General features: G+C 72.4%; 15 protein-coding genes, 1 tRNA gene, 3 pseudogenes and 1 riboswitch. Of the genes and pseudogenes, 11 read left to right on the top strand and 8 right to left on the bottom strand.

The window, feature by feature from the left end:
- Positions 1-25 precede the first annotated feature (25 nt).
- Positions 26-628 carry an RdgB/HAM1 family non-canonical purine NTP pyrophosphatase gene (gene rdgB / locus D9753_RS22055; RefSeq protein WP_121788552.1) on the top strand — a complete coding sequence of 201 codons (603 nt, stop codon included), beginning with the start codon at positions 26-28 and terminating at the stop codon, positions 626-628.
- Between the two features lie 58 nt (positions 629-686).
- On the opposite strand, the gene D9753_RS22050 is transcribed toward rdgB, so the two are convergent.
- Together D9753_RS22050 and bcp are read right to left on the bottom strand one after the other, a co-directional pair.
- Positions 687-770: transfer RNA gene (locus D9753_RS22050), tRNA-Leu, on the bottom strand.
- Positions 771-924: 154 nt separating this feature from the next.
- Complete coding sequence (gene bcp, locus D9753_RS22045) at positions 925-1,392, bottom strand: thioredoxin-dependent thiol peroxidase (protein ID WP_121788551.1); 468 nt, start codon at positions 1,390-1,392, stop codon at positions 925-927.
- Positions 1,393-1,485: 93 nt separating this feature from the next.
- On the opposite strand from bcp, the gene D9753_RS22040 reads away from it, so the two are divergent.
- From D9753_RS22040 to D9753_RS22030, 3 genes are all read left to right on the top strand, one after another.
- On the top strand, positions 1,486-1,815 hold the full coding sequence (locus tag D9753_RS22040) for a DUF3618 domain-containing protein (RefSeq protein WP_121788550.1): 330 nt from the start codon (positions 1,486-1,488) through the stop codon (positions 1,813-1,815).
- 54 nt (positions 1,816-1,869) lie between these two features.
- Positions 1,870-2,229, top strand: a complete 360-nt coding sequence (locus tag D9753_RS22035; RefSeq protein ID WP_014672972.1) for a GroES family chaperonin — start codon at positions 1,870-1,872, stop codon at positions 2,227-2,229.
- Between the two features lie 64 nt (positions 2,230-2,293).
- Positions 2,294-2,356, top strand: a riboswitch (guanidine-III (ykkC-III) riboswitch).
- Between the two features lie 35 nt (positions 2,357-2,391).
- Entirely contained in the window at positions 2,392-2,712 is a 321-nt protein-coding gene (locus D9753_RS22030) for a DMT family transporter (protein ID WP_121788549.1), read from the top strand.
- Between the two features lie 2 nt (positions 2,713-2,714).
- Here D9753_RS22030 and D9753_RS22025 read toward each other — a convergent pair whose 3' ends face one another.
- Positions 2,715-5,537, bottom strand: coding sequence for a transglycosylase domain-containing protein (locus D9753_RS22025; protein ID WP_121788548.1), 2,823 nt, complete (start codon positions 5,535-5,537; stop codon positions 2,715-2,717).
- A gap of 1,136 nt (positions 5,538-6,673) precedes the next feature.
- Here D9753_RS22025 and D9753_RS22015 point away from each other — a divergent pair.
- From D9753_RS22015 to D9753_RS22000, 4 genes and pseudogenes are all read left to right on the top strand, one after another.
- Positions 6,674-7,475: pseudogene (locus D9753_RS22015) on the top strand (ABC transporter permease).
- Complete coding sequence (locus D9753_RS22010) at positions 7,468-8,313, top strand: ABC transporter permease (RefSeq protein ID WP_240468238.1); 846 nt, start codon at positions 7,468-7,470, stop codon at positions 8,311-8,313. The pseudogene D9753_RS22015 and the gene D9753_RS22010 overlap by 8 nt, the downstream one beginning before the upstream one ends.
- 1 nt (position 8,314) lies before the next feature.
- Positions 8,315-9,277, top strand: coding sequence for an ABC transporter ATP-binding protein (locus tag D9753_RS22005; RefSeq protein WP_205614227.1), 963 nt, complete (start codon positions 8,315-8,317; stop codon positions 9,275-9,277).
- Between the two features lie 9 nt (positions 9,278-9,286).
- Entirely contained in the window at positions 9,287-10,081 is a 795-nt protein-coding gene (locus D9753_RS22000) for a DUF1707 SHOCT-like domain-containing protein (protein WP_121788546.1), read from the top strand.
- Between the two features lie 91 nt (positions 10,082-10,172).
- Here the strand turns inward: D9753_RS22000 and D9753_RS21995 are convergent, their stop codons facing one another.
- The 3 genes from D9753_RS21995 to D9753_RS21985 form a co-directional block, all read right to left on the bottom strand.
- On the bottom strand, positions 10,173-10,580 hold the full coding sequence (locus D9753_RS21995; protein ID WP_121788545.1) for a prefoldin domain-containing protein: 408 nt from the start codon (positions 10,578-10,580) through the stop codon (positions 10,173-10,175).
- Between the two features lie 220 nt (positions 10,581-10,800).
- Positions 10,801-11,538: a ribonuclease PH gene (gene rph, locus D9753_RS21990; RefSeq protein ID WP_121788544.1), complete on the bottom strand. Its 738-nt coding sequence runs from the start codon at positions 11,536-11,538 to the stop codon at positions 10,801-10,803.
- A gap of 95 nt (positions 11,539-11,633) precedes the next feature.
- Positions 11,634-11,867, bottom strand: a complete 234-nt coding sequence (locus D9753_RS21985) for a glucose PTS transporter subunit EIIB (RefSeq protein WP_121788543.1) — start codon at positions 11,865-11,867, stop codon at positions 11,634-11,636.
- 184 nt (positions 11,868-12,051) lie between these two features.
- Between D9753_RS21985 and D9753_RS21980 the strand changes: the two genes are divergently transcribed.
- Positions 12,052-13,362: a PTS transporter subunit EIIC gene (locus tag D9753_RS21980; protein WP_121788542.1), complete on the top strand. Its 1,311-nt coding sequence runs from the start codon at positions 12,052-12,054 to the stop codon at positions 13,360-13,362.
- A gap of 208 nt (positions 13,363-13,570) precedes the next feature.
- Positions 13,571-14,839, top strand: a pseudogene (locus tag D9753_RS21975) (PTS transporter subunit EIIC).
- A 71-nt stretch (positions 14,840-14,910) separates the two neighbouring features.
- On the opposite strand, the pseudogene D9753_RS21970 reads toward D9753_RS21975, so the two are convergent.
- Positions 14,911-15,665: pseudogene (locus tag D9753_RS21970) on the bottom strand (MBL fold metallo-hydrolase).
- Between the two features lie 236 nt (positions 15,666-15,901).
- Between D9753_RS21970 and D9753_RS21965 the strand changes: the two are divergent.
- Positions 15,902-16,360, top strand: a complete 459-nt coding sequence (locus D9753_RS21965; RefSeq protein ID WP_121788541.1) for a type II toxin-antitoxin system PemK/MazF family toxin — start codon at positions 15,902-15,904, stop codon at positions 16,358-16,360.
- Positions 16,361-16,450: 90 nt separating this feature from the next.
- Here the strand turns inward: D9753_RS21965 and D9753_RS21960 are convergent, their stop codons facing one another.
- Positions 16,451-16,900 (bottom strand): hypothetical protein, encoded by a 450-nt coding sequence (locus tag D9753_RS21960; RefSeq protein ID WP_121788540.1) that lies wholly within the window; start codon positions 16,898-16,900, stop codon positions 16,451-16,453.
- Between the last annotated feature and the right edge of the window lie 53 nt (positions 16,901-16,953).

The following is a 16,953-nucleotide window of genomic DNA, read 5'->3' as shown; positions in this document are numbered from 1 at the left end:
GGGGAGGCGAGGAATACTGGCGGGCATGACCCGCTTGATCCTCGCCACCCGCAACGCCGGAAAGATCACCGAGCTGAGGGCGATCCTCGCCGAGGCAGGCCTGCCGCACGGACTGACCGGCGCGGACGCCTACCCCGACATCCCCGACGTCAGGGAGACCGGCGTCACCTTCGCCGAGAACGCCCTGCTGAAGGCCCACGCCCTCGCGCGGGCCACCGGCCTGCCGGCCGTCGCCGACGACTCCGGCCTCTGCGTCGACGTCCTGGGCGGCGCGCCCGGCATCTTCTCCGCCCGCTGGGCGGGCCGGCACGGCGACGACCGCGCCAACCTGGAACTGCTCCTGGCCCAGCTATCCGACATCGCGGACGAACACCGCGGCGCCCACTTCGCGTGCGCCGCCGCCCTCGCCCTGCCGGACGGCACGGAGCGGGTGGTGGAGGGCCGGCTGCGGGGCGTCCTGCGGCACGCCCCCGCCGGCACGAACGGCTTCGGCTACGACCCGATCCTCCAGCCGGAGGACGAGACCCGGACGTGCGCCGAGCTGAGCCCGCGGGAGAAGAACGCGATCAGCCACCGGGGGAAGGCGTTCCGGGCGCTGGTGCCGGTGGTCCGGGAGCTGGTGGGCTGACCACGGGAGCAGGAAGGCCCGCCCAGGGGTCCTGGGCGGGCCTTCGCGCTCACACGTGTGCGGCCGGAGGGACTCGAACCCTCAAGGGATTTCTCCCACAACATCCTAAGTGTTGCGCGTAGGCCAATTCCGCCACGGCCGCGTGCCACGCACATGCTACCGGTCACGGGGGGCCGCGCTCCGGGGGATTCCCGGCCACCCCGACGGCCCGGTCCCCCGTGACCGCGTGCCCGGAACGGAGAGCGGCCCGCACCGCCTCGCGCCGGTACGGGCCGCGGGGCGGCGGACAGGGGCGGTCAGATGCCCAGGTCCTTGATGATCTTCGCTACGTGGCCCGTCGCGCGGACGTTGTACAGGGCCCGTTCGACCTTGCCCTGCTCGTCGACGATCACCGTGGAGCGGATGACCCCCAGGTACGTCTTGCCGTAGTTCTTCTTCTCGCCGTAGGCGCCGTAGGCCTCGGTGACCCGCTTGTCGGGGTCGGCCAGCAGGGTGATCCTCAGGGACTCCTTCTCGCGGAACTTCGCGAGTTTCTCCGGCTCGTCGGGGGAGACGCCGATGACGTCGTAGCCGGCGTCGGCCAGGAGCTGGAGGTTGTCGGTGAAGTCGCAGGCCTGCTTGGTGCAGCCGGGGGTCAGGGCGGCCGGATAGAAGTAGACGATGACCTTGCGGCCCTCGTGGTCCGACAGGGAGACGTCGTTGCCGTCGGCGTCGGGGAGGGTGAAGGCGGGGGCAACGTCCCCGGGCTGGAGTCGCTCGCTCATCGGACCAGCGTAACCGGGGGGCCTTGCGGTGCGGTGCGGGCAGGAGCTGACAGACTGTCCGGAACAGCATCAGCAGACTTCGGAGGCCGTACGGTGGCGGACACGTCGGACACCAGAACCCCGGCGCAGATCGAGGCGGCCATCAGGCGCCGCCGTGAAGTGCTGGCCGAGACGCTCGACGAGATCGGGGTGCGGGTTCACCCGAAGACGATCGTCGGGGACGCGAAGGCCAAGGTCGTCGCGAACGTCGATCACACGGTCGGACGCGCATACGTGCAGGTGAACCGGGTGGTGAGCGAGCTACGGGGGCAATTCGTGGACGAGGAGGGCGCACCCCGGCCGGAGCGGGTCGTGCCGGCCGCGCTCGTCGTCGTGGGGGTCGTGGGGCTGCTGGCCCTCGCGTCCCGGCGGCGCCGGGGCTGAGGCGACGGTGACCCGGGCGCGTACGGGCCGGGCGAGGACAGGTAGGTTCACAGCGTGAGCGCCAACAGAAACGAGCACAGCACCCCCCATCACGACAAGCTGCCCATCCGGATGCTGCACGACCGGGTTCTCGTGCGGCAGGAGACCGGTGAGGGTGAGCGGCGGTCGGGGGGCGGCATCCTGATCCCCGCCACCGCGGCGGTCGGACGGCGGCTGGCCTGGGCCGAGGTCGTCGCGGTCGGCCAGAACGTACGGACGGTGGAGCCCGGGGACCGCGTCCTGTTCGACCCGGAGGACCGGGCGGAGGTGGAGGTGCGGGGCGTGGCGTACGTGCTGATGCGCGAGCGTGATCTGCACGCCGTCGCCGCGGACCGGTTCGAGGGGTCGGAGGACTCCACGGGCCTGTATCTCTGACTCCCCGGAGCAACGGCGAAGAGGGCCGGTGACCATGGTCACCGGCCCTCTTCGCCGTGCTTTTGCTATGTTCGGAAGGAACCCGACGAGACGCGCCGTACCGGGTCGAAGGCAAAGACGACGCACCCGCGAAATCGTCGCCGCGTCTCGGAGGTGCCTGTCATGGCCTGGGTCCTGCTCGTCGTCGCCGGTCTGCTGGAGGTCGGCTGGTCGGTCGGGATGAAGTACAGCGAGGGCTTCACCCGGCCGGTCCCGAGTCTGTTCACCGGGGCCGGCATCGTCGCCAGCATGATCCTGCTGTCGTACGCCGCGAGGTCCCTGCCCATCGGCACGGCCTACGGCGTGTGGGTGGGCATCGGCGCGGCCGGTGCGGCGGTGCTCGGCATGGTGGTGCTGGGTGAGCCGGTCACCGCCGCCCGCGTCTTCTTCGTGTGTCTGCTGCTGGTCGCCGTGGTGGGGCTGAAGGCGACCGGCGGCCACTGACCTCAGGTGCCGGGGAAACCTCCGGTGCCGGTGCCCGTGTCGGTGCCGGTGGTGTTGCCGCCCTGGGTGCCGCCGCCCGCCGTGCCGCCGCCACCGGTGGTCGGGCCACCGCCGCCGGTCGTACCGCCGCCGGTGGGGACGCCCCCGTCCGTGGTCGTGCCGTCGCCGCCGGTCGTGTCACCGCCGGTACCGGTAGTGGTGGTGGTGCCCCCGCCTGTGGCCGTGCCCCCGTCGGTGGGGGTGCCGCCGTCGGTGGCCGTACCGCCGTCGGTGGGGGTGCCGGTGGTGCCGCCGTCGGTCGGGGTGGCGGTCGCGCCGCCGCCGGCCGTGCCACCGTCCGTGGCGGTGCCACCGGTGCCCTGGCCGGCGTCGGTGCCGGGCTGGGTGGGAGCGGTGGTGCCGGGCGCCTGGGGCTGGTCGGCGCCGGTCTGGAGCTGGAGGTCGAAGGCGCCGGCCGGCTTGCCCTTCAACGCGTCCCGCGTGTACTGGGCCCAGATCTGGGTGGGCGGGCCACCGCCGTTCATACGGTTCACGCCGAGGGCGCCGTACAGCGGCATGTGCTTGGCCGTCACCGGGTCCTGGCCCATGACGGACACCACGGTGGCCAGGTCGGGGGTGTATCCGGCGAACCAGGCGGCGGTGTCGCTCTCGGCGGTACCGGTCTTGCCGGCCGCCGGCCGGCCCGCGTTCTGCGCGGCGGTGGCGGTGCCGCTCTCGACCACGCTGCGCAGCACGGAGGTGGTGGTGTCGGCGGCCTCCCGGCTGACGGCCTGCCTGGCCGGGCGCCCGGGCAGCTCCATCGGCTCGGTGCCGTCCTTGGTGATCTTCTGCACCAGCGTGTACGTGCCGTGCTTGCCGTGGTTGGCGAGCGTGGCGTACGCCTCCGCCATGTCCAGGACGCTGGCGTTGGCGGTGCCGAGGGCCATGGACGGGGACGGGTACAGGTCCGGGGTGCCGGCGGGGATGCCCAGGTCGACCGCGGTCTGCTTGACCTTGGCGGGACCCACGTCGGCGGCCATCTGCGCGTACACCGAGTTCACCGACAGATCGGTGGCCTTGCCGACGGTGATCGGGCCGTACGACTTCTGGTCCTCGTTCTCCGGGTTGTACGGCGCGCCGCTCCAGCCCTGGACGAGGCGCTTGTTGGTGCCGTCGTAGATCGTGTTCGGGGTGATCGTGCGGCCGTCCTGGGTGGTCGAGCCGTTCTCCACCGCCGAGGTGAACACGAACGGCTTGAACGTCGAGCCGACCTGGAAGTCACCGCGGGTCGCGCCGTTGGTGTACTGCTTCACGTAGTCGACGCCGCCGTACATGGCGACGACCTCACCGGTCTTCGGATCGACGGAGGCCCCGCCGGCCCGGACGTAGGTGTCGGCCTTGCGGTTCTCCTTGTCCAGCTTGGACATGAGCTGGTCGTCGACGGCCTTGACGAAGGCGTCCTGCTTCTTCTTCTGGATGGTGGTGGTGATGCGGTAGCCGCCGGCCTGCAACTGGTCGGCCGTGACGATCTTGTTGGTGATCAGGTAGTGCCTGACCGCATCGACGAGGTAACCGCGCTGACCGGACAGGCCCGTGGAGAGTATCTGCTGCTTGGGCATGGGGAACTTCGCGCCGGCGCGCTCGCCCTGGCTGAGCCAGCCCTTCTTCACCATGCCGTCCAGCACGTAGTTCCAGCGGGCGACGGCCGCCTTCCTGTTCTCCGGGTGCGCCACCACGTCGTACTCGCTGGGCGCGTTGACGAGCGCGGCGAGATAGGCGGCGCGGGCCGGGTCGAGGTCGGCGGCGTCACGGCCGTAGTAGGCCTGGGCGGCGGCCTGGATGCCGTAGGCGCCGCGGCCGAAGTAGCTGGTGTTGAGGTAGCCCTCCAGGATCTCGTTCTTGGACTTCTCACGGTCCAGCTTGATCGAGATGAAGAACTCCTTGGCCTTGCGGGTGACCGTCTGCTCCTGGCCCAGGTAGTAGTTCTTCACGTACTGCTGGGTGATCGTGGAGCCGGACTGCTTGCCCTTGCCGGTCGCGGTGTTCCAGCCGGCGCGGAGCATCGCCTTGAGGTCGACGGCGGACTCGGTGTAGAAGTCGCGGTCCTCGGCGGCCAGTGCGGCGTGCTGGGCGTCCTTGGAGATCTCGGCCAGACCGACGTTCTCGCGGTTGACCTGGCTGTCGCGGGTGTCGCGGGCGATCTGGGAGCCGTCGGCGTAGAGGTAGACGTTGGCCTGCTTGGTGGCGAAGGCGTTGGCCGAGGGGATCTGGACCAGGGAGTAGCCGACGAAGAAGAGGCCGACGACGAGGAGTACGCCGACGACGAAGGTGCCGAGCACCATGCGCCAGGTCGGCAGCAGCCGCCGCAACCCGGTCCGCCTGGGCCGCTTGCCCTTGCCGCCACCGTCGGCGGCCTTGCCCTTGCCCTTGCCGCTGTCGCTGCCTCCGCCGGCCGGGCCGTCCGTGGCGGCGAGCGCGGTGGTCTCGGCCTCGGAGGAGCCCGGACGGGCGGCGGCACCGGCACCGGCCGGGGATGCCTGAGCGGCGGCTCCGGCGGCACTGGCGGCTCCGGCGACGGCACCGGCGGCTGCCCCTGCGGCTCCGGCCGCGCGGGCGGCTCGGGCGGCTCGGGCGGCGGCCGGGGAGGACGCGGCGGCGGCGCCAGTGGCGGCAACCGCGGCGGTGGCACCGGCGCTCTTGGCGGCGGGGCCGGTGCCGGAGTTCCGGCCGGCCGGGCGGGGCACGGAGGCACGGGGAGTGCGTCCGGCGGGGTCCTGCTTCCCCGCCGAGGAGGCGCCGGCGTCACCGGGCTCCCCCGAGCGAGGCGCACCGACCCGCCGCAGCACCTGCGTGGTCTCGGCCGCCGGCGCCCCACCGGCACCGGCCGCCTTGCCGGAACCCTGGGCAGCACCCGCCGCCCCGTCGGAACCGGCGGCCGTACCGGCACCCGCGGCGGCACCGGCCGCCTTGCCGGACGCCTCTGCGGCACCGGACGCCTGACCCGCCTGCGGCTGCCGGCCGCCCTTCCCGGACCGAGCCGAGGACGCGGAACCGGCCGCGGGCGCCTCGGATGCCCTCGGCGGGGTGATGCGCCGGAGCACCTGGGTGCTCTCGGCCGACTGGGCCCGCTCCGAGGCGGACGCCCCCTCGGAGGCACCCGCCCCGCCGGCGCCGGACCGCTTACCGGAAGCGTCACCGGAACCCTTGACGCCACCGGAACCGCCAGTCCCGCCGGAGCCCTTGGCGCCACCCGAACCGGCAGTCCCGCCCGCGCCCTCGGCGCCGGCGGTGCCCATGGCGGTGCCCGTGAGCCCGGGCTTGCCGGTGTCCGCGGCTTCCGGCGCTTCCGTCCGGCCCTGGGCCGCCCGGCGGGCGCGGATCACGGAAGCCGTACGGTCCTGGGCGGCCGGGCCGGAGCCGCGCCCGGCCGTCGGGTCCGCCGGGCCGGAACCGGTCCGGGGCGTCCGGTCCGTGTCACGGCCGGGTGCTCCCGGTGTGCTGCGGCCGGCGTCGGGGCCGGGCACGTCCGGGGCGCCCGCGCGGGTGCCCTCGGCTCCGCGGGTCCCGGAACCGGCTCCGCTGCCGGGGTTCGCGGGGCCGGTCGTGGTGGGCCGGGGGCGGGCCGGTCGCCTCGTGGTGTCGTCGGACCCGCTCGTCCCCCCGCGCGGCTCACCGGCCGTCTCCTCGCGGCGCCCCGGGTTCCCGGGCCCTTCAGCCGGCAGCGGCTCTTTCGGTGCCGCGCCCTCGTTCGGCTGCTGCGGCTGCGGCTCGTCGCTCATGTCGTGCACGGACTCCTGTTTCGCGTCGTACGTTCCCGTACGCCTCGTACGCCTTCTGCGCCCCCTGTTTGAAGACTCTCGCACCTGGCGTTCCGTTCCCGGATTCCGGCACGCTTCCGGCCGGATAACGCGTGGCCGACCACCGGGGCTCCGGACTAGGCTCCTGCGCTTCGGTGTCGAGCAGTCCGAGGAGGTCGACTCGCGTGGGTACGGGACGGTTGTATGCGGCCGTCGCGGCAGGGGGCTTCAGACGGTACGCGACCTATCGGGCCGCCACTGCGGCAGGGGTGTTCACCAACACTGCCTTCGGGCTGATCCTCGTCTACACCTACCGCGCGCTGTGGGACCAGAGGCCGCACCTCGGCGGGTACGACCAGGCGCAGGTCGTCACCTATGTCTGGCTCGGGCAGGCGTTCCTGTCGACGCTCGCGATCGGCGGTGGGGGCGTCGAGGAGGAGTTGATCGAGCGCATCCGTACGGGGGATGTGGTGATCGACCTGTACCGGCCGGCCGACCTCCAGTTGTGGTGGCTGGCGGCGGACCTGGGCCGGGCGTCGTTCCAGCTACTCGGCCGGGGAGTCGTCCCGTTCCTGTTCGGCACGCTGTGTTTCCCGGTGTACCTGCCGTCCGACGCCGGCACCTGGGTGGCCTTCCTGGTCGCCGTACTGCTCGCGATGCTTGGTGGGTTTCGGCATCCGGTACCTGGTGGCGCTGAGCGCGTTCTGGCTGCTGGACGGCACCGGCGTGGGGCAGATGGCGTGGCTGCTGGGGTTCTTCTGCTCGGGGATGCTGCTGCCGCTGAACGTGTTCCCGGGCGCGTTCGGCGAGGTCGTACGGGCGCTGCCGTGGTCCGCGCTGCTCCAGGCGCCGGCGGACATCCTGCTGGGCCGCGCGGAGCCGCTGCCCACCTATCTGTTCCAGGCGGCGTGGGCGGTGGTGCTGCTGGGCGGGGGGCGGCTGGTGCAGTCGGCGGCGACGCGCCGGGTGGTGGTGCAGGGTGGCTGAGGGGAGCCCGGCGGCACCGGGGGCGCTGGAGCGGCTGGCCGGGTGGGTGCGGGCGTACCGGCTGGTGGCGGGGATGTGGGTGCGGTCCACGATGGCCTACCGCGCGTCGTTCGCCATGACCACGTTCGGGAACTTCGCGGCGACCTTCTTCGACTTCGTCACGATCATGCTGATGTTCTCCCGGGTGGACACGCTGGGCGGCTACTCACTGCCCGAGGTGGCGTTCCTGTACGGGCTGTCGGCGACCTCGTTCGGGCTGGCGGATCTGGTGATCGGCTCGATGGACCGGCTCGGGCGGCGGGTGCGGGACGGCACGCTGGACACGCTGCTGGTGCGGCCGGCGCCGGTGCTGGCGCAGGTGGCGGCCGACCGGTTCGCGCTGCGCCGGCTGGGCCGGGTGACGCAGGGGGCGCTGGTGCTGGGCTGGTCGCTGACCCGGCTGGACATCGCGTGGACGGTGCCGAAGGTGCTGCTGCTGCCGGTGACGGTGGTGAGCGGCTTCGGGATCTTCGCCGCGGTGTTCGTGGCGGGGGCGGCGTTCCAGTTCCTGGCGCAGGACGCCTCGGAGGTGCAGAACGCCTTCACGTACGGCGGTACGACGCTGTTGCAGTATCCGCCGACGGTGTTCGCGAAGGAGCTGGTGCGCGGAGTGACGTTCGTGCTGCCGCTGGCCTTCGTCAACTGGCTGCCCGCGTGCTACGTGCTGGGGCGGCCGTATCCGCTGGACCTGCCGGAGTGGGCCGCGTTCACACCGCCGCTGGTGGCGGTGGGGTGCTGTGCGGCGGCGGGGCTGGCCTGGCGGGCGGGACTGCGTTCGTATCGCGGCACAGGGAGTTAGCGTGAATGACTTCATCGCTCTGGAGAAGGTCGAGAAGGTCTTCGAGGTGCGTCGGAAGGCCGGGTTCCTCAAGCGGGAGCGGCACGAGGTGCGAGCGGTGGACTCGATCTCGTTCACCGTGGCGCGTGGGGAGATGGTCGGATACATCGGGCCGAACGGCGCGGGGAAGTCGACCACGATCAAGATGCTGACCGGCATCCTGACGCCGAGCGCGGGGCGGCTGCGGGTGGCCGGCATCGATCCGGCGCGGGAGCGGGTGCGGCTGGCGCACCGGATCGGTGTGGTGTTCGGGCAGCGGACCACGCTGTGGTGGGACCTGCCGCTGGCCGACTCCTACCGGCTGGCACACCGCATGTACCGCATCCCGGACGCCCGTTACCGCCAGAACCTGGACCGGCTGGTGGAACTGCTGGATCTGGGCGCCCTGTTGGACGTGCCGGTGCGGCAGCTTTCGCTGGGGCAGCGGATGCGCGGGGACATCGCGGCGGCGCTGCTGCACGATCCGGAGGTGCTGTACCTGGACGAGCCGACGATCGGTCTGGACGTCGTGTCGAAGGCCAGGGTGCGGGAGTTCCTGCGGGAGGTGAACGCCGAGCGCGGTACGACGGTGCTGCTGACCACGCACGACCTCCAGGACATCGAGCAGTTGTGTTCGCGGGTGATGGTGATCGACCACGGGCGGCTGGTGCACGACGGTTCGCTGGCGGGGCTGCACGAGGCCGGGGAGAGCGAACGGACGCTGGTGGTGGACCTGGAGCGGGAACTGCCGCCGGTCGAGGTGGCGTCGGCGCGGGTGGTGCGGGTGGAGGGGCCGCGGCAGTGGCTGGCGTTCCCCGCGGGGCGGTCGGCGGCGCCCCTGGTGGCGGACCTGGCGGCCCGGTACCCGCTGGTGGATCTGTCGGTGCGGGAACCGGACATCGAGGCCGTCATCGCCAGGATGTACGCGGAGAGGGCCGTCTCGTAGGGTGTCGCCATGAGCGATGACGCAGCCCCGGACCTCCGCGCGTCCGACGCCGACCGCGAGCGAGTCGCCGAGATCCTGCGGGACGCCCTGGCCGAGGGGCGGCTCGTCATGGAGGAGTTCGAGGAGCGGCTGGAGGCGGCCTGCACCGCGCGGACGTACGGTGAGCTGGCGCCGCTGACCCGCGATCTGCCCGGGGCCGGCGCCGTGGCACCGGCCCCGGTGTCCTTCACCAAGGCGCCGGTGGGCGACGGTGGTTGGGCGGACCGGATCACCGGGGGCGCGGGGTCCTCGGCGTGGGCGGTCGCGCTCCTGTCGGGGTTCGAGCGCAAGGGCCGCTGGACGGTACCGAGACGGTTCAACTGCTTCGCCCTCCTGGGCGGCGGCGTGATCGACCTCAGGGACGCGGACTTCGCGGAGCGTGAGGTCGAGATCTTCTGTGTGGCCGTCATGGGCGGCCTTCAGGTCGTCGTGCCGCCGGGGGTCGAGGTCGACGTGCGCGGGATCGGGGTGATGGGCACCTTCGCGCATCCGCCGGGCGACGTTCCGTCCGCGCCGGGTGCCCCGCGGGTGGTCGTCGGCGGCTTCGCGTTCTGGGGCGGGGTCGGCGTGGAACGCAAACTCTCGCGCGCGCAGCGGCAGCGGCTGAAGGAGCGGCGCCGCCAGGAGAAGCTGGAGCGCAGGGAGTCCCGGCACGAGCTGCGGCGCGCGCGCCGCGCGGAGCGGCACGCGCTGGACCCGGCGCGCCGGATCGGGCGCCGGGACGAGCAGCGGGAGCGGCAGCGGTACCGCGGCGGGGAGCGCTGAGGCGCCCCGCCCAGGCGCGGGCGACCGCGTGAGAGACCCCGGCCCCCTCCCCCACGGCGCTACGGCCCAACGGCGGTACGACCCAACGGTGCTACGACGTGCAGACCTTGGTGAGTTCGCCGGCCGCGTCGGTGACGGGACCGACGTCGGGGGTGTCGTCGCCGTCGCGGATGGCGGCGCGGACGTTGCCGATGGCCTGGTTCAGGTCGTCCACGGCCTTGTTCACGTCGGTGTCGTCCGTCTTGTCGCCGATCTTCCGCAGGCTCTTCTCGATGGAGTCGAGCGAGGCGTCGGTCTGCGAGGGGTCGTCGGCGGCGTTCTCCACGGCCTGCTGGAGGTCGGTGACGTTGTCGGCGATGGCGTCGGCGGTCTGCACGCAGTCCAGGGCCTTGTTCACGGCGTCGCAGCCGGTGGTGAGGCCGGCGGTGAGTGCGGCGGCGGCCACGGCGGCGGCGATGGCGGTGACGCGGTGCCGGCGTGAGCGTCGGCTGGCGGCCATGATGGGGTCCCCTCCCTGGTACGGCTGGCCGGGCGCACGCCGATGGGTCGTGCGCCCGTACCCACAGGGACGCCGGGGAGGCCCGACGGGTTGCTCTGCGGCGCCGGGGCGGGCCCCCGGGCGCCGGGCGGTCCCGCGGCGGACCGGCGAGACGGCCCACTCGGCTGCCGGCGACCGCTGCCGGCCGCCGGCGTCTCCCCCCACCGCCGGAAGGAACCGGCTAGCTCTCCCGGGTCCGCTCCAGGGCGGCCTGCTGGAGTGCGGTCAGGTCGGCGCAGCCGGCGACGGCGAGGTCGAGCAGGGCGTCGAGTTCCGCGCGGGCGAAGGGCTGGGCCTCGGCGGTGCCCTGGACCTCGACGAAGCGGCCGTCGCCGGTGCAGACGACGTTCATGTCGGTCTCGGCGCGCACGTCCTCCTCGTAGCAGAGGTCGAGCAGCGGGACGCCGCCGACGATGCCGACGGAGACGGCGCTGACGGTGCCGGTGAGCGGCTTCCGGCCGGCCTTGACGAGCTTCCTGCCCTGGGCCCAGGCGACGGCGTCGGCCAGGGCGACGTAGGCGCCGGTGATGGCCGCCGTGCGTGTGCCGCCGTCGGCCTGGAGGACGTCGCAGTCGAGGACGACGGTGTTCTCACCGAGCGCCTTGTAGTCGATGACGGCGCGCAGGGAGCGGCCGATGAGCCGGGAGATCTCGTGGGTGCGGCCGCCGATCCTGCCCTTGACGGACTCGCGGTCGCCGCGGGTGTTGGTGGCGCGGGGCAGCATGGCGTACTCGGCGGTGACCCAGCCCTCGCCGCTGCCCTTGCGCCAGCGCGGGACGCCTTCGGTGACGGATGCGGTGCAGAGGACCCGGGTGTCGCCGAAGGAGACGAGGACGGAGCCCTCGGCGTGCTTGCTCCATCCCCGTTCGATGGTGACCGGGCGGAGCTGTTCGGGGGTACGGCCGTCGATGCGAGACATGCCGACGAGCCTATCGGCACAGGCGGAAGGGGCTCCTCCCGCGTCGGGAAGAGCCCCTTGTGGGGTGAACCGGGTTCACCGGTGAGCGGGCGTGCTCACATCATGTCTTCGATCTCCGCGGCGAGCGGGTCCGCGTCGGTGCCGATGACGACCTGGATGGCGGTGCCCATCCTGACGACGCCGTGGGCGCCGGCGGCCTTCAGGGCGGTGTCGTCGACCAGCGAGGGGTCGGACACCTCGGTGCGCAGCCGGGTGATGCAGCCCTCGATCTCCTCGATGTTGTCGATGCCGCCGAGCCCGGCGACGATCTTCTCAGCCTTGCTGGCCATGTTCCTTCTCCCTGATCCGAACCGCTTTGTCGCAGTAACCCACAGTTGGCCCATCTTCGCGAGCGGTCGTGCCGCCCGTGCCCAATGATGGCCTTCACGACAGCGGAACCGCGCCGACTGGTCTACACCACCCTGGGGAAGGTCGCCAAACCGCCTCCCGGTCGGGCGCCCCGGAAAGGACGCCATGAGTGCCGAGAGCGCGGCCGGCCCCGCCCGGGTCCACTTCAACCGGCTGTTCCAGGGCCTCCAGAAGATGGGCCGCAGCCTTCAGCTACCCATCGCCGTGCTGCCGGCCGCGGGCATCCTGAACCGGCTGGGCCAGCCCGACGTGTTCGGGGACCAGGGCCTGGGCTGGACCGGCGTCTCGAAGGTGATGAAGGGGGCGGGCGGCGCGCTGCTCGACGGCTCCCTCGGCCTGCCGCTGCTGTTCTGCGTGGGCGTCGCGATCGGCATGGCGAAGAAGTCGGACGGCTCCACGGCGCTGGCGGCGGTGGCCGGCTTCCTCGTCTACTACAACGTCCTGCACCAGTTCCCCGGACGGTGCCCGGGCGGCTCGACGTCGGTCCCGGACGTCGGCTGCCAGGTGAGCGTCGGCGCGGGTGCCGGCGCGGTGACGCCGTTCACGTTCCAGAACCCCGGGGTGTTCGGCGGCATCGTGATGGGTCTGCTGGCGGCCTTCTTCTGGGCCCGCTACCACCGCACGCGACTGGTGGACTGGCTGGGCTTCTTCAACGGCCGCCGTCTCGTCCCCATCATCATGGCGTTCGTCGCGATCGCCTTCGCGGCCCTGTGCCTGTGGGTCTGGCCGCCGGTCGGCGACGCCCTGGAGAGCTTCGCGCACTGGCTGCGGGACCTGGGCGCCCGGGGCGCCGGCCTCTTCGGCCTCGCCAACCGGGCGCTGCTCGTCATCGGCCTGCACCAGTTCCTGAACGTGCCCGTCTGGTTCCAGTTCGGCACCTACACACCGCCGGGCGGCAAGCCCGTGCACGGTGACATCAACATGTTCCTGGCGGGCGACCCGCACGCGGGCCAGTTCACCACGGGTTTCTTCCCGATCATGATGTTCGCGCTGCCGGCCGCCGCGCTGGCGATCACGCACTGCGCCCGGCCGGAGCGGCGCAAGGAGGTCGGCGGCCTGATGCTCTCGGTCGCGCTGACGTCGTTCGTGACGGGCATCACCGAACCCCTGGAATACTCCTTCCTGTTCGTCGCGCCGGCGCTGTACGCCGTCCACGCCGTGCTCACCGGCGTCTGCCTGGGGGCGAGCTGGGCGCTCGGGGTGCACGACGGCTTCAGCTTCTCCGCGGGCCTGATCGACTACGTCATCAACTGGAACCTGGCGACGAAGCCGTGGGCGATCATCCCGATCGGCCTGGCCTTCGCGGCGGTGTACTACGCCGTCTTCCGGTTCGCGATCACGCGGTTCGACCTGCGGACGCCGGGGCGGGAACCGGCCGAGGTGGCGCAGGAGATGGACCGCGACAACGTGAGGTGAGCGGGGGGCCGGGCGGCCGGCCGGACGAGTACGCGCTGTAGCGCCGTGACCGCGTTTTCGTGGGTTCCTCATCCCGCGTTCATCGTGCTACAACAGGTCTACACCACTGAGTGGTGTAGACCAGAGACGCTGCCGTCCCCCTCCTTGGTTCCCGGGCGGCGCCCTGCCCTCCCCCGGCCCCGGCCGGGGGTATTCCCAGGAGGAAGTTGTGACCACGGCCAGCGCCGCTCCCGCGGCCGACCAGAAGAAGAAGGGCGCCGGCGTGATGGCCGTCCTCCAGCGTATCGGGCGCAGCCTGATGCTGCCGGTGGCCGTACTGCCCGCCGCCGCTCTCCTGGTGCGCCTCGGCAACACCGACATGCTGGGACGCCCGTCCTTCCCGGCCTTCCTGACGAAGATCGCGACCTTCATGGCCGCCGGCGGCAACGCGATCCTCGACAACATGGCCCTGCTGTTCGCGGTGGGCATCGCCATCGGCTTCGCGAAGAAGTCGGACGGCTCCACCGCGCTCGCCGCGGTCGCCGGTTACCTGGTCTTCAAGAACGTGCTCGGCACGTTCACCGACAAGAACCTGCCCAAGGTGGCCACCGTCGTCGACGGCAAGGTCCACATGGTGGACGCCCCGGTGGACGCCAAGGTCCTCGGCGGTGTGGTGATGGGCATAGTCGTGGCCCTGCTGTACCAGCGCTTCTACCGCACCAAGCTGCCCGACTGGGCGGGCTTCTTCGGCGGTCGTCGTCTCGTCCCGATCCTGTCGGCATTCGCCGGTCTCCTCCTCGGCATCGTCTTCGGCTAAATCTGGCCGGTCCTCGGCACGGGCCTGCACAACTTCGGTGAGTGGCTGGTCGGCTCGGGCGCGGTCGGCGCGGGCATCTTCGGTGTCGCCAACCGTGCGCTGATCCCGATCGGCATGCACCACCTGCTGAACTCGTTCCCGTGGTTCCAGGCGGGCGAGTACCACGGCAAGAGCGGCGACATCGCGCGCTTCCTGGCCGGCGACCCGCACGCGGGCCAGTTCATGACCGGCTTCTTCCCGATCATGATGTTCGCCCTGCCGGCCGCGTGCCTGGCCATCGTCCACTGCGCCCGGCCCGAGCGCCGCAAGGTCGTCGGCGGCATGATGTTCTCGCTGGCGCTGACGTCCTTCGTCACCGGCGTCACCGAGCCCATCGAGTTCACCTTCATGTTCATCGCGCCGGTGCTGTACGCCATCCACGCGGTCCTCACCGGCCTCTCGCTGGGGCTGACCTGGGCACTGGGCATGAAGGACGGCTTCGGCTTCTCGGCGGGCGTGGTCGACTTCGGCCTGAACCTGGGCATCGCCAGCAACCCGTGGGGCCTGGTCGTGGTCGGTCTGTGCTTCGCGGTCGTCTACTACGTGGTCTTCCGCTTCGCCATCACCCGGTTCGACCTGCCCACGCCGGGCCGCGAGTCCGACGAGGAACTGGCCGAACTCCGGAAGGCCGAGGGCAAGTAGCCCGGCCGGCCCGGACAGCGCGCGGGGCCCTGGAACCGAGACGGTTCCGGGGCCCCGCGCATGCCATGGGGTCAGATGTCGTACGTCTGTCCCGGCGCCGCCAGCGCCACCGGCCCGGCGAACACCTCGCGGGCGTCCCGCAGGTTGACCAGGGGGTCGGTCCACGGCGGGATGTGGGTGTGAGCACCAGGCGGCGGGCGCCCGCGCGGGCCGCCGTCTCACCCGCCTCGCGGCCGTTGAGGTGCAGGTCGGGAATGCTCTCCTTGCCGTGCGTGAACGCGGCCTCGCACAGGAACAGGTCGGTGTCCCGGGCCAGCTCGTCCAGCGTCGCGGTGACGCCCGTGTCGCCGGAGTAGGTCAGCGACGTACCGCCGTGCTCGACCCGGATGCCGTACGCCTCCACGGGGTGGCGGACCCGCTCCGTGTGCACGGTGAACGGGCCGATCTCGAACGTGGACGGCTTGACCGTGTGGAAGTCGAAGACCTCGCTCATCGAGGAGGCGGAAGGGGTGTCCGCGTAGGCCGTGGTCAGCCGGTGCTCGGTGCCCTCGGGGCCGTAGACCGGGACGGGGCCGCACCTGCCGCCGTCATGGCGGTAGTAGCGCGCCACGAAGTAGGCGCACATGTCGATGCAGTGGTCGGCGTGCAGATGACTGAGGAAGATCGCGTCGAGGTCGTAGAGACCGCAGTGGCGCTGGAGCTCGCCGAGGGCGCCGTTGCCCATGTCGAGAAGCAGCCGGAAGCCGTCGGCCTCGAGGAGGTAGCTCGAACAGGCCGATTCCGCGGACGGGAACGACCCCGAGCAGCCGACGACGGTGAGCTTCATGAAGCAGAAACCTCCGCTGGCGGGAAACCGGTGGGCGGGACGGGAGGGCCAGTCAGGGTGGGGGCTGACGGTGGTCGTGCGGTGCGTCGAGCGTAAGGCGCTGGAGCGCGGGTCGCTCCTTCGCCAGGGGCCGTTGTGGGCGAACTCACCTGTGCTGTCACCGGTTCGGCTGGACCCGGGGCGGCGGATTCACCGGAGGGCGCGCGGTGCGCCGCGCGCGCCGGTAACGTCGTCGTATGGACACGTCCTGGTGGCTGGCGCTCGCGGCGGTCGTACTGCTCGCACTGGTCGCCACGCTCGTCGACGGCTGGGGCCGCGGTCGCCGGCCGGGCGGGCGGCGGCTTCGGCCCCCGGGCCGGCCGGGCACGCGGACGGCCCGCGCGGCACGGCCCTCCCCCGGCGACATCTGGTGGGCGGACGTGCCCTACGAGGACCGGGCCGCGGTCAAGGACCGGCCCTGCCTGGTGCTGGCCGTGCGCGGCGACCGGGCCACGGTCGCGAAGATCACCAGCAAGTACCACGACGAGCGCAGCGGGGTGATCCCCCTGCCGCCGGGCGCGGTCGGCGACGCCCGGGGCCGGCCCAGCTTCCTGGAGACCGATGAGCTGCGCGAGGTGCCGGTGGGCGACTTCCGGCGCCGGGTGGGCGTGGTCGACCCGGTCCTGTGGGACCAGGTGCGCCACCTCGCGGGTTAGGGCCCGCCTGCCGGATCCCGCCGGCGCCGCGGGATCGGCCCGGCCGGTGGGCGACGGCGGCGGGAGCCGGACCGATCCGGCGGGCAGGTTCTAGCCGACCCGCACGGTCACCGTCCACTCCTCGACGCCCTTGCAGGAGACCCGGTCCGGTGCGGTGGGCTCGGCGCACAGCGGGCGGGACGAGGTCAGCCGCACCGTGCCGGCGGCCACCGCCCGGTACGCGGCCGTGGCGTCACCCGGCCGCAGGACGAAGCCGGCGTTGATCCCCCGCAGACCGGTGCCGCTGGCGGTGACCGCCTTCCAGGGGCGGGCCCGGGTGCCGTCCAGGGTGAGCCGGACCTCGCCGCCCTCGGTCACGCAGACGGTACGGCCGTGGTCGGCGGCCGTCAGGTCCGCCTGACCGGTGCAGCCGCCGGCGGACCGGGTGGGGGACGGCGGCTCCGACGCCTTGCCGCCGCTCCCGGTGTCCTCCTGCTGGGAGCCGCAGCCCGCGAGGAGCAGCGCTGCCGCCGCGAGGGCGAGGGGCGTCGTACGGCGCATGGGGTCCGCCTTTCTGCCGGTGTCCGCTTTCCCGGTGTTTCCCGGTACGGATG

Source organism: Streptomyces dangxiongensis (genome assembly GCF_003675325.1).
Taxonomy (GTDB): Bacteria; Actinomycetota; Actinomycetes; order Streptomycetales; family Streptomycetaceae; genus Streptomyces; species Streptomyces dangxiongensis.
The sequence above is the reverse complement of the archived record's forward strand: the minus strand, read 5'-3'. Positions and strand labels throughout refer to the sequence as shown.